The sequence below is a fragment of the Candidatus Chloroploca mongolica genome, from assembly GCF_004762035.2.
GTDB lineage: Bacteria > Chloroflexota > Chloroflexia > Chloroflexales > Chloroflexaceae > Chloroploca > Chloroploca mongolica.
Genome location: NZ_SIJK02000025.1, coordinates 47,194 through 59,558, shown reverse-complemented (window position 1 = coordinate 59,558; position 12,365 = coordinate 47,194). Strand labels below are relative to the sequence as shown.

The 12,365-nt window shown below is 56.9% G+C and carries 11 protein-coding genes; 5 read left to right on the top strand and 6 right to left on the bottom strand.

Features of this window, described 5'->3' with window-relative positions; translation table 11 throughout:
* The first annotated feature begins 194 nt into the window (after positions 1-194).
* Both EYB53_RS14435 and EYB53_RS14430 read left to right on the top strand, forming a co-directional pair.
* Complete coding sequence (locus EYB53_RS14435; RefSeq protein WP_135479118.1) at positions 195-926, top strand: YwaF family protein; 732 nt, start codon at positions 195-197, stop codon at positions 924-926.
* A gap of 120 nt (positions 927-1,046) precedes the next feature.
* Entirely contained in the window at positions 1,047-2,225 is a 1,179-nt protein-coding gene (locus tag EYB53_RS14430; protein WP_135479116.1) for an META domain-containing protein, read from the top strand.
* Positions 2,226-2,301: 76 nt separating this feature from the next.
* On the opposite strand, the gene EYB53_RS14425 is transcribed toward EYB53_RS14430, so the two are convergent.
* Positions 2,302-3,720 (bottom strand): Mur ligase family protein, encoded by a 1,419-nt coding sequence (locus EYB53_RS14425; RefSeq protein ID WP_135479114.1) that lies wholly within the window; start codon positions 3,718-3,720, stop codon positions 2,302-2,304.
* A 550-nt stretch (positions 3,721-4,270) separates the two neighbouring features.
* Here EYB53_RS14425 and EYB53_RS14420 point away from each other — a divergent pair.
* Together EYB53_RS14420 and EYB53_RS14415 are read left to right on the top strand one after the other, a co-directional pair.
* Positions 4,271-5,119 (top strand): deoxyribonuclease IV, encoded by an 849-nt coding sequence (locus tag EYB53_RS14420; protein ID WP_135479112.1) that lies wholly within the window; start codon positions 4,271-4,273, stop codon positions 5,117-5,119.
* An 87-nt stretch (positions 5,120-5,206) separates the two neighbouring features.
* On the top strand, positions 5,207-5,947 hold the full coding sequence (locus tag EYB53_RS14415; RefSeq protein ID WP_135479107.1) for a ComEA family DNA-binding protein: 741 nt from the start codon (positions 5,207-5,209) through the stop codon (positions 5,945-5,947).
* Between the two features lie 189 nt (positions 5,948-6,136).
* On the opposite strand, the gene EYB53_RS14410 is transcribed toward EYB53_RS14415, so the two are convergent.
* From EYB53_RS14410 to EYB53_RS14400, 3 genes are read right to left on the bottom strand one after another with little or no spacing between them, the layout of a single operon-like run.
* Complete coding sequence (locus EYB53_RS14410; RefSeq protein ID WP_135479103.1) at positions 6,137-7,243, bottom strand: radical SAM protein; 1,107 nt, start codon at positions 7,241-7,243, stop codon at positions 6,137-6,139.
* Between the two features lie 36 nt (positions 7,244-7,279).
* Complete coding sequence (locus EYB53_RS14405) at positions 7,280-9,463, bottom strand: ATP-binding protein (RefSeq protein ID WP_135479101.1); 2,184 nt, start codon at positions 9,461-9,463, stop codon at positions 7,280-7,282.
* Positions 9,464-9,480: 17 nt separating this feature from the next.
* Positions 9,481-10,161 carry a response regulator transcription factor gene (locus EYB53_RS14400; protein WP_135479099.1) on the bottom strand — a complete coding sequence of 227 codons (681 nt, stop codon included), beginning with the start codon at positions 10,159-10,161 and terminating at the stop codon, positions 9,481-9,483.
* A gap of 631 nt (positions 10,162-10,792) precedes the next feature.
* Between EYB53_RS14400 and EYB53_RS14395 the strand changes: the two genes are divergently transcribed.
* A complete protein-coding gene (locus tag EYB53_RS14395; RefSeq protein WP_097655299.1) occupies positions 10,793-11,200 on the top strand; it encodes a hypothetical protein in 408 nt (135 codons plus the stop codon).
* A gap of 48 nt (positions 11,201-11,248) precedes the next feature.
* On the opposite strand, the gene EYB53_RS14390 is transcribed toward EYB53_RS14395, so the two are convergent.
* Positions 11,249-11,971: an LrgB family protein gene (locus tag EYB53_RS14390; protein WP_135479097.1), complete on the bottom strand. Its 723-nt coding sequence runs from the start codon at positions 11,969-11,971 to the stop codon at positions 11,249-11,251.
* Complete coding sequence (locus EYB53_RS14385) at positions 11,964-12,332, bottom strand: CidA/LrgA family protein (protein WP_135479095.1); 369 nt, start codon at positions 12,330-12,332, stop codon at positions 11,964-11,966. The genes EYB53_RS14390 and EYB53_RS14385 overlap by 8 nt, the downstream gene beginning before the upstream one ends.
* Positions 12,333-12,365: the final 33 nt, after the last annotated feature.

Genomic DNA, 12,365 nt, shown 5'->3' with positions numbered 1-12,365 from the left:
CTGTATTATACCATTTACCATTGAGTAGGCCGCATTGTCACCCTTCGCTTCGCTTAGGGTCTCGGGCGTCCCGACGGCACAGATGCTTCGCTGCGCTCAGCATGACAATGCGGCACCTTCAAGCGGAATTGGTATTATACGAAGAATAGAAGATGGGTGCAACTTCAATGAACAACGAGAGATAGGAAACGGTAATGTTCCCCAATATTTTTGGCCCATCGTTTGTCGGACCTCGATTTGAGCTCTGGTCGCTTGCGCATCTCTTGCCACTGCTGGCGATTGCCCTGGGATGTGTCGCCCTGGCGTGGGTGACACCACGCCTTGATACGCAAGGATGCACGCTGCTCAAGCGTGGCTTGATTGTCTACAGCCTTGCCAACTGGTTCGCCTGGGATCTCTGGCAACTGAGCAACGGACTCTGGAATATACAGTATTCGCTGCCGTTGCACCTCTGCACGCTGGCGGTGCCACTGTCAGCCTTGATGCTGGCAACGAGCAACGAGCGGCTGTTCGAACTGATCTATTTCTGGGGCTTTGCCGGTTCGGTTCAAGCCCTGCTCACCCCGGATCTCCAGAGCAACGGGTTCAATTTCCCCCATTTTGTCTACTGGATCTTCTGGACCTCACATGCGGTCCCGCTTTTGGCGGCCCTGTTTGCGATCAGAGCCTGGAACTATCGCCCTACCTGGAGGTCGCTTGGGCGGGTCTTTCTGCTTACCAATGCCATCTTGCTTGTTGTTGGCCTAGTCAACTGGCTCACTGGGGGCAACTATATGTTTATCGCCCGCAAACCGGCCTTCCCAAGTCTGCTCGATCTCATGGGGCCGTGGCCCTGGTATCTCATTCCACTGCAGTTTGTCGGCCTACTCGCGTTTGTGCTGGTCTATCTACCCTATGCCCTACGCGACTGGCTGAGAAAAAGCTGAGAAAGAGCGTCAGGTGGGAACATTACTGCCCAAGACAACGTTCTCTCTATGGCAGGGCTACACAGCACCAGAACCGTGGCCCCGCACACAGATTATCCTTGAGTAGAAGTGAGGAGACCAATGAAGTTGCGTATGACGATCCTTTCGGCGCTGCTGATGGGCATGCTTGTCCTGGCTGCCTGTGGCACAGCACCGAGCACCGGCTCAACAACCGAGCCGACACCGGCGACGACCGAACAGGAGACCCCTGTTACCGAAGAAGCCACGACGCCAGAGACGAGTGATGCCCTGGCCGGAACGAGTTGGGTGCTTACCGCGCTCAACGGCGCAGCACCGCTGAGTGAGGGCACGCCAATCTCCGCCGAGTTTGATACCGAGGGAAGCGTCGCGGGGTCGGCTGGTTGCAACCGCTACTTTGCGGGTTACACCATTGCCGATGGCACGCTCAGCATTACCCAGGCTGGCAGCACCATGATGGCGTGTGAAGATGCGATCATGGCACAGGAACAGGTCTTCCTCGATCAATTCAGCCGCGCTACAAGCTATGCGATTGATGGCGCTACCCTGACGATCACCCTTGATGACGGAACCACCCTCGTCTTTGAGCGTGCGGAGGAAGAAGTGACCTCAAGCAATGACCTGACCGGAACGAGTTGGATCCTCACCACCATCAACGGCGCAGCGCCGCTGAGCGAGGGTGCGCCAATCTCGGCCGAGTTTGACGACGAAGGCCGCATCACAGGTTCGGCTGGTTGCAACCGCTACTTTGCCGACTACACCGTTGCTGATGGCACGCTCAGCATTTCGCAGGCCGGTAGCACACGGATGGCATGTGAAGAAGCAGTCATGGCGCAAGAGCAGGCCTTCCTCGATCAACTCAGCCGGGCGACGAGCTATGTGATCGACGGCGCGACCCTGACGATCACCATTGATGACGGCACCACGCTTGTCTTTGGGCAGGCAAGCAATGCCCTGGCCGGAACGAGTTGGGTGCTGACTGAGCTCAGCGGCGCAGCGCCACTGAGCGAGGGTACGCCAATCTCCGCCGAGTTTGACGACGAAGGCCGGGTCGCGGGTTCGGCTGGCTGCAACCGCTACTTTGCCGGTTACACCGTCGCCGAAGGTACGCTCAGTATTACGCAGGCCGGCAGCACCATGATGGCGTGCGAGGATGCAATCATGGCCCAGGAAATGGCCTTCCTGGAACAGTTCAGCCGGGCCACGAGTTATGTGATCGAGGGCGAGACCCTGACGATCACCATTGATGACGGGGCCACCCTCGTCTTTGCCCGTGCATAGGATCGGGCATAGCCCTTCAACCTAGCTTTTTGCGCTGAAAAGAGCCAGCTTTGCTGGCTCTTTTCAGCGCACCAACTCACCCTTCCCAGAAGGGCTTCACCCACCCCCGCCGCGCAAGATCCTGGCGCAAGGCAAGCATCGCAGTATAGGTGGGCAAGATCGCCAGCGTTGCCCCCGCTGGCAGCAGAGCCAGGGCTGTATCAAGCGCTGGATGCACCTCGGGGACAATGCGCATCATCGCGGGATCAACGCCGGCATATTTTAGCCGTACCGCCATATCTTCGGCCCGTGTACCGCTGACGACCACCGAGGCAACCTGGCCCGCCAGGGCTTCAAACTCGGCATCCCATAGCCACGAGACATCAGTTCCATCGGCAAAACGGTCGTTGATCGCGATCAAGAGGTGCAGTCCTCGTGGTTGGTGCGCTGGAACCGCCGACGTCTGGACGATCATCCGCACTGTTTCGGTTGCGCCAACCGGATTCTTGATCAAGGCAATCAGCATCGGCGCACCACCCTCCCCCGCAGTCACCCGCTCGATCCGCCCAAACGCGGCACTAAACCGTTCAAGCGCACGGCGGGCTATCGCTGGTGGTACACCAAGGGCGAGCGCAGCCGCAAACGCAGCCAGGGCATTGGTCGCGTTATAGAGCCCAGGGAGCGGCAAATTGAGTTCGAGCCCCCCGCCAGGATAGCGTAGATAGAGCCTGCTGGCCTCGATGCCGCTCAGGTCAAGCCGGGCCAGTTGCACCTGGGCTGTGGGGCGCTGATAGCCACAGCGTGGACACTGGTAGTGGCCAATATGGGCATAAAAAGCCAGGCTGTAGAGATAACGCTCGCCACACTGCTGACAAAACTGCGAATCGGCAATATGTGCCCCCGCACCAACTGCATGCTGTGCATCTTCGAGCCCGTAGTACAAGACGTGACATCCCAGATCGTGTCCAAGATAGGCAACGGCGGGATCATCGGCATTCAACACGATGCAAGTCTCAGGCGAGAGCGTTCGGAGCGCCTGTTTCCAGGCCTGGGCCAGGGTATCAACTTCGCCATAGCGATCAAGCTGATCGCGAAAGAGATTATTGATCAGCACAAGACGAGGGGCGGTCTCGGCAAGCGCCTGCGGAAGCGCTGCCTCATCGGTCTCAAAGAGGCCAATGGTCGCCTGTGGATGCCCCCGCCAATCGGTGCCGGCCAGCGCCGTTGTCGTCAACCCTGTGATCAGATTCGCCCCCGCACGATTGTGCAAGACCCGCTCGCCATTGGCGCACAAGATTTCAGCCAACATCCGGCTGGTTGTTGTTTTGCCATTGGTACCCGAGAGGAGGATCACCCCACCTGGCAGCGTAGCACTCAGATCGCGTAACACCGAAGGCGCAACCAGACGGGCAACCCTTCCGGGCAGCGTTGTACCCCCACCGATGCGCAACATGCGCGACAGCGTACCTGTCGTTTTACCCAACCCGACAGCAAATGCGTTCGACAATTTCTCCATGGCCTAATAATACACGATCCAGGGCTGATCCGTCATCTATCTCAAGGTGCGAGGCTAGGGCGATTGCATCATACGAAAGCGGATACAACAGGGCACCCGCAAGGGGTGCCCGTACCGGGGCGGGGCACCCGCAAGGGGTGTCCCGCCCCGGGGCGGCGCCCGCATCCGGTGTAGGGGCACCCCTTGCGGGTGCCCGTGCGGGTGCCTTGGCGGGATGCCTACACGGAAGATGCAATCGCCCAAGATGCGAGGCCGGTTCAGCCCGCGACGCCGGGCTTTGCCCCTGCAGCCGTGGGCTTATGGTCTTCCAGTACACAATCCGGTAGACGCGACACGGGCGAGACCTCACAGATCTGTGAGGTCTGGACGAGCGGATTCAGGCGAAGCCTGGGAGCGAGGGCGTCTCACCCTCGAAGGCATGCCGAGGGCGGGACGCCCTCGCTCCCAGGACACATGTGAACAGTTACCGTGAACAGATACAGCTTCACGCCTGTTGCGTAGATCATGCTATAATCAAGCAGGTTTCAAAGCATCGTCTGTAAAGGTTTGTATGCCATTTGGCGCACATATGTCGATCGCAGGCGGGGTCTCCAAAGCCTTTGCTCGTGGTGAGCAAGTTGGCTGTGAGGCTATGCAGATCTTTAGCAAAAACGAGCGCCAGTGGGTTGCGCGACCACTGCCCGAGGCCGAAATTGCCGCATTCAAGGCGGAACAGGCTCGCAGTGGCATTGGCCCGGTCATTGTTCACGATTCGTACCTGATCAACCTGGCCGCCCCTGCGGATGAACTCTGGGAAAAATCAATGCGTGCCTTTGCCGATGAGCTCGAGCGTTGCGCACTGCTTGATATTCCTTACCTCGTAACCCATCCCGGGGCGCATACGGGCAGTGGCGAAGAGGCTGGTCTCGAGCGCGAAGCAGTGGCACTCAATCGCCTCTTTGCCGAGGGGGTTGGGGGCACGACAACCGTGCTGCTCGAAACAACCGCTGGACAGGGCACAGCGCTTGGCCATCGTTTTGAGCACCTGGCGCGGCTCTTTGAACTGGTTCCCCACCATGATCGCATGGCTGTTTGTGTCGACACCTGCCATATCTTTGCCGCCGGCTATGATATCCGTACCCCTACGACCTACGCGGCCACCTTCGCCGAGTTTGATCGGCTCGTGGGGCTTGACCGGATCAAGTGCTTTCATGTGAATGATTCGCAAAAGGATCTCGGGAGTCGCGTTGACCGCCACGCCCATATCGGGCAAGGCTTCCTTGGCCTTGAGGCCTTTCGTCTGCTGGTCAATGATCCACGTTTTCGTTCCATTCCAAAGATTATCGAGACGCCTAAAGGTGATGCGATGCTCGAAGATATCGAAAATCTGACCCTACTGCGGTCACTTGTTGCGTTGTAAAGGAAAAAAGACGATCCTAATCGGGGGCTTGTAGCTCCCACCCCTCCATCAGGAGTGGTACTTGAGGTCATTGTTCCACAGGAGATCATGATGCTACGCAGGCTTTTCTGGTTGAGTACTCTGGCCGGGGCTGGATATCTGGCCTGGCGCTGGCTACGCCAGCAAAACGAACCGGTCAGCCCGGCACCGTATACACCATCTGCTCGTCCTGCTGCTGCACCAGCAACGAGCGGGCCATCATCAGCAAATCCAGCCGCCAGCAGCGGGCCGCGCCGCATCCCCACGCGGGTTCACCGTGGTGCACCACCAAGCACACCGTTACCCGGAGCACAAGCACCTGCCCCAGTGAGCGCTGAAGCGGTCGCTGACACCGTCGCCGACACCGCCGACGCCATTGCCGACGCCGTCGCCGACACCGCCGAAACCGTCGCCGACACCGCCGACGCCGTCGCTGACACCGTCGCCGACACCGCCGACGCCGTCGCCGACACCGTCGCCGACACCGCCGACGCCATTGCCGAAACTGTTGCTGACACCGCCGACGCCGTCGCTGAAACTGTTGCTGATGAACAGGAGTCGGTCGAGGAAGACGTGGAAGAAGCGGAAGAAGTGGATGACGAAGCCGAAGGAACACGCGAGCTTGTCAACCTCAACACTGCGAACGAAAAAACGCTTGCAGCGTTGCCTGGAATCAGCCCATCACTGGCCAAGCGCATCATTGCCTATCGCCAGGAACGTGGCCCCTTCAGCACCGTAGAAGAGCTCAACGGCATTGCTGGTGTTGGTCCACGGAACTTTGACAAATTCCGGCATTTGCTTACCGTATAATAATTTGATACCAGCGGGGGCTTCGACAAGCTCAGCCTCCGTCCATTCGCAACGCCCATCGTCCGCCGTTGGCTGAGCTTGTCGAAGCCAATACCTAGACCAGAAAACCTCGCTCCCAGACGAACAAACCGTACGATCAAGCAAACGCGGGGCCAGCATGATTGGCCCCGCGTTTGCTTTGCCTCTCAATCAATCAGGCTGATTTGAGACATGTAACCCACGTAAGCGCCAGATCAGATTGCCAAGGGCAGGCCCAAAACGATCAACCCAGCGCTGACGATCGCGTCCTTGCGCATACAATTGATGGGCGATCTGGCGCAACTCCTGCGCATCAGCCCCGACGCTCCGCGCTACTGCGGGCGAGACATCAAAACTCACGTCATCGAGTCCAAAGCTCGCAGCCACATCAATCAACCGAGTCAATGACGCATATGGCGGTTCAAGTTTCAGGTTAGCACGCACAAAGATCTGCGCATCACGGGCGCTAGCGACGATCTGACGGAACTGTTGACGAGCGGCGAGTGACTCGAAAAGTGCTGGGGCATCAAGATCAAAGATCAGACACTCGCACCCGGCCCGCGCCATCCGCGCCAGCAACGCATGCCCCAGGTGGACAAAAGAGGCGTGCGCCTCCCAACTAATCCTGAGTTGGGCCTGCAACAGGTAGTGCAACAACGCCTCCAACCAGGCAAGGTCAATCGTCACCGGCACATCGGTGAGCAGATAATGGCGAACACCAAACTCGTGCGCAAGGGACCGCAACTCGGCCACAATCTGGGTGGGTGTCCGCAACACAAAGTCACCAACAGGATTGAGCCCAGCAATCGCAACGCTCGTCTGCAACTCACCACCGGCGGCACGCAAGGCGTAGCGTTCGAGCGAGAGCAAGTGGCGAGCGGGTAACGGCAACTGATTGCAACTGGCCGGCAAAGGCTCCTGTTTGACTTGCCCATACTGCTGATCGAACCATGTCAGGCCTTCGACACTCACCTGCCAGGCATCAAGGCCATTGCGACTCATGGGCATCGCCAGTACCTGCCCATCATGAACCTCTTGCAACGCGTGGAGAGCCACTTTGAGATCAGCTTCGTATTCACCAGCAACAATGACCACCGTGGGTGAAAAGGAACGGAGGGGTTGGAGGGCCTCGGCGAGGGGAATATCAGGTTCAAGGGCAAGATCATAGATACGCACAATATGGCGTCGCTGTTCGAGCAGTGCCGCCAGATACGCGAGACTAAGGGGAGGGCAGACCGGGTTAGGCGCACTAGCCAGTGCAATGAGTGCTATGTTCACGCATCAACCTCGCTTCCGAGCAGGAGCATCTGAACGTCAATGAACCGTCTCGCTAATCGTCTGTTCGCGGAGCACCAAGGGCAAGACAAAGGCAAAGCGGCTTCCTTTGCCCTCTTCGCTTTCAACCCAGAGCCGCCCATTGTGGCCTTCGATAATCTGTTGACAGATCGAGAGGCCAAGGCCGAGATGCACGCCCTGTGTTGCAGAGCGATTCTTCACCTGATAAAACCGATCAAAAATCTTCTCCTGCTCTTCAGGTGAAATGCCAATCCCTGTATCAAGCACATACACTTCGACATCTCGCTCGTGTACATCAACGCCAACGGTAATTATACCATTGCTCGGTGTTGCTTTAATCGCATTTTCAATCAAATTCGTCACAACCTGACCAACCCGTTCTGTATCCATCAACAGTTCAGGAATCGAGGGTGGAATGTGTGCAACAATAGCCAACCCAGCCTGATCAGCCTGAAGTTGAAACCGCGCCACCGTCATCAGCAAGAGGTCAGTCAGATCAGACCAATCGGGATGCAACTGAAGGCGCCCGGCTTCGAGACGATTAAATTCCAGCAGTTCGGTAATCCGTCCTTTGAGTGCATCCGCCTGTTCATCAGCAAGCGCCAGAAACTCTTGTTGGAGGGTATTCAAAGCTCCGGCTTTGCCTTGCAACACAACCTTGAGGAAGCCATTGAGCGTATTGAGGGGATTGCGCAATTCATGTGATACCATCGAAATAAACTCGACCCGCTGTAGCTCCTGGATCTTCAGACTGGTCACATCATGGAGGACAAAAGCAACCGGGCACGGACCTTCATCAGGCACGCGCACAAGCGAGGCAAAGATCTCATAGTGCAATTCATCGTCACCCTCACCAACCGTCAATTCGCGGGTCAAGACGGGAACCTCATGTTCACGAATCTCCTGGTTCAACTGATCGAGCACCTCACGCAGCTTCCCTGCGTGGACATCGTTATGCTGGAGCGCCTTATACGCATGGGAATTACCCAAGAGCAAGGCCCCCTGAGCATCAACGACGAGCAACGCATCGCCAATATCACGCAGAACTGCTTCAAGCAAAAGGCGCTGACGGGTCAACTGGGTATGCAAATCAGCATTATGAATCGCAATACTTGCCTGGATGCTAAACGAGGTGAGGTACCGTGACTCGACCGACGTAAAGAGGTGAGGTTCATCACTGACAATCGTCAAGGCACCAAGCACCTGATCATCAGGGTCAATCAAGGGCACACTGAGCGCCGACTTGATCGCAAAAGGCTGGAGGGCGAGCCACTCGGGCTCACTGCTCGCATCACCCACCAGCAAAGGCGTACGGGCCTCGATGACATGCGAGGCGAGCACTTCAGCCCAGGCCAATTCACTTGCCAGCCTAGAATCATTACTCAACAGACGGTGGTCAAACTGGTCACGGCGGGCAAGGGTCAGTGCGGTCGCCTTGACGGGCCGTGATCCAAGCATCTGGCGCAAACTATCAAGGATCTGGCTCAACACTGCATCAAGGCTGAGCAAACCAGTAATGGCCCGCAAACTCTCTTCGAGCGTCTGCTGGCGGCGAATACGCGAGCGGAGATCCGTCGCAATGCCTTCGAGCTCAGCGACGTGTTCAGCGTTGGCGTAGCGATCCTGTTCCAGGCGAAGACTCAGGCGTCGTGCAGTTACCATGCGCTGTTCAGTCAGTACGAGCAACAACACCACAAAAAAGACGGTACTAGCCACAATTCCCCAGAAGGCGAGCCATTCTTCGGTCGAAAAAGCTTCCGGGCGTTGCGTCAGATAGAGGACAGCGAGATCGACTGGCCCCACCAGGGCTGGAACCAATAACGTCCAGAGAGTAATGCGGCGATAGCAGAGCGCCTTCAGCACCATCACCACATAGAGAGGAAAGATACCGAGGGTCAATGGGCCAGCGGTGGCAAAGAGGAACCAGGCAAGGATGGCATCACTGGCAACCGACACAAGCAACAAGGCGAACAGCGTGCGCTGCTGTCGCTGTTGATCAGCCTTGATAAGCCCTGCCAACAACATCAGGTTGACAACGGCATAGATCACAAGCCCGAAGGTCGTGGTCGTCTCAAGAGACATCAGTGCCAACCACCAGGCCAGGCCCAGCACGGGGAGCGGCAACATTGCGCGCACACCGGTACGAATAGTAGCGCGTAACCAGAACGGATCACGCGCAAGAGGTGTCTCGGTTGCCGCCATGAAATCGGCCCTCTTCCTCAAGGCTCAAATTTATAGCCCAGGTTACGCACAGTAATCACATGGCGGGGATGTTCAGGATCTTCTTCGATTTTGGTGCGTAGACGGCGAATATAGACCGCGACCAGGTTGCTCTCGCCTTCATAATCATAGCCCCAGACCTTATTAAGAATCTGGGTAATGTTGAGAATGCGTCCGGAATTCTTCATCAGATAATAGAGCAACCGGAACTCAAGAGGAGTCAATTCAGTTGTGCGATTATCGGTAAAAATCACTTTATGTTCCACAGGATCAAGCGTGATTTCACCTTGACTCAGGCGTGACGAAGGGTTGAGCATATCACTGTTGCGACGCCTCAGCACTGCCTCCACGCGCGCAAGCAATTCAGATGGCTCGTAGGGTTTGACCAGATAGTCATCAGCACCAATTTGCAACCCCATTACCCGATCTTGCAGCAGGGAACGACCTGAGAGAAAAATAATCGGCACATCCGAATTACGCCGGATCTGACGGCAAATCTCGAAGCCATCTGATCGGGGCATCATGACATCAAGCAGGATCAGATCAGGATTGTGCTGTTCAACGGCTTGCAAGATATTCTGCGCATCATAGACTTTATAGACCCGGTAACCCGCCTCTTCCAGCACAAAAGACGTCAACTTTACACTGGGAATATCATCATCGGCCACCAGAATATGCATGTTACCTGCTCCTTAACCGGAAACCAGCAACCCACCGCTTTACCATCGTGCCAGCAGCGGCAGGGCGACCACCCTGGAATGCATTACGTGTTGCTGGCGAAGGAGGGCCGTCATCTCTGCGTTGTGCAACTCCAGACTGGGCTGATGCGAGCGCAGACCAGTCCATCAACTGAATTACTTCCGTTGCCGCACCAGATAGTCGACAACTCGCGGTAGGATCACCCTGGCACTAGTATAAACGGCTCAGCGCGGAAAATCATGTCATGGTATCCTGCTTTTGTCTATCTTAACCGACGAAGGCCACGTTTCGCAAGTACTGAAGGCCACTTGCCATCAATTTTGACCAAGATGGCAGCTCCTGGCCCCTATTTTCCCCGATGAAATGCTACAATTTTCCTCTAGGTGACAAGAGTGTCACGTTTTTGCCAGGTTCCTGGTAATAGATTTGCGGTATGATACAATAGCGGGAACAAGCTTCGACGACCTACGTACACCGCAGTACGCGTCGGATGGAACCCACGGAGTCGCTCTGGAATGGACATTGGAGCGGGTCAGCTGCGAAGTCGCACGACTTCCTCTACGGCGTTCACAGCCGCCCAGCTGAACCGGTGTCCACAGAAAGGACGCTGCTGTGATCGACATTGATATCGATGGTTTGAGTCTGACCGAGTTGGAACGGTTACGTGATGCGGTAAATCATCGTCTTATCCAACTTCGCTACAGTAACCGCCACACCCTCCCCGAACTGCTGCGTATGCTTGAAGAGTTGAAGACAGCACTCAACGACCAGGGCAAGCAGTGGCGATCACTTGAACGCTGGCAGTGGATGGATGGGCAAATACGCTTCTGGTTGAATCCAACTGATCAGGTTCAGTACCAATCAGGTTGGTATACGATTGACGAGTTGATGCTCTGGTCGCGCAACAATGGCCCGGTCATGGTGCGTGAAGAAGATGACGACGAACCAGGCGAGACCTGGACAGACGTTGACGGTGTACGCATTCGCTGGCTGCCTGATGGCACGATGCAGCGTGAGTAATACAAGCGACGCGACAACTCGCATCGTGACGCGGGTTGTCGCGTAACATTATAAACCCAACCATCTCAAAAGTGGCGGCACCAGCATGGCCGTCATCGCCCCGTTGAGTCCCATCGCCAGCCCCGCAAAGGCTCCTGCCTCGCGGTCGAGTTGTAGTGCGCGTGCAGTGCCGAGCCCGTGTGACGCCAGGCCCATCGCAAAGCCGCGGATACTCTGATCGCGACAACGCAACAGGTCAAGCACTTCACGCCCCACCATAGCCCCCACCATGCCGGTCAGAATGACCAGCACCGCCGTGAGTGACGGCAAGCCTCCAATTGCCTCGGCAACACCCATGGCGATCGGGGTGGTGATGCTCTTGGGAGCCAGCGAACGCAACACCGGTTCGTCTAACCCGACCAGGGTGCCAATCAGCACCGCTGCGATGATTCCGGTAGCCGCACCAACGACCAGCGCACCAAGCCCAGGCAAGAGCACCTGGCGTAGTTTGCGCTCGGCCTGATAGAGTGGCATCGCCAGCGCAACGGTAGCCGGCCCGAGCAAAAAGTGAATAAACTGCGCCCCGTCAAAATAGACGTCATAGGATGTATCGGTGAGCAGCAGGAGACTGACAAGCGCGACAATCGTCAGTAAGACCGGATTGAGCAACGGGGGTGCCCCAACACGCCGTGATAGGGCCTGCGCAACCTGATAGACCCCGATCGTCGTCACCAGCCAGAGCAGCGGCGTCTGAGCCAGGTAGACCCAGATTTCGATGATTGGTTCACCCATCTGTCTGACCTCCCCTGGCGCATCGCTGGACACTGACCAAGCCCTGCATCGTGAGGGCCGTCACAACAAGGGTAATGAGCGTGCTGACGATGACCGTCACCAGCAATTGCCACCATCCTGTGCGCAACAGATTCAGGTGAACCATCACCCCAACTCCGGCAGGCACAAAGAGCAGCGAGAGATTATTGAGCAGGGCTTCGGACACTTTGTGGAGCGTATCAGGCACACGTCCACGGAGCTTCAGGGCACCAAAGAGGAGCAACATCCCCACGACTGGCCCGGGAATCGGCACCCCCATGGCGCGTACCAGCACCTCACCAAGCAATTGAAAAACGAGCAGGCTCAGCAGTGCATTGATCATAAGCGTTCTTCCTGTTGTTCGACGATGTTTCAC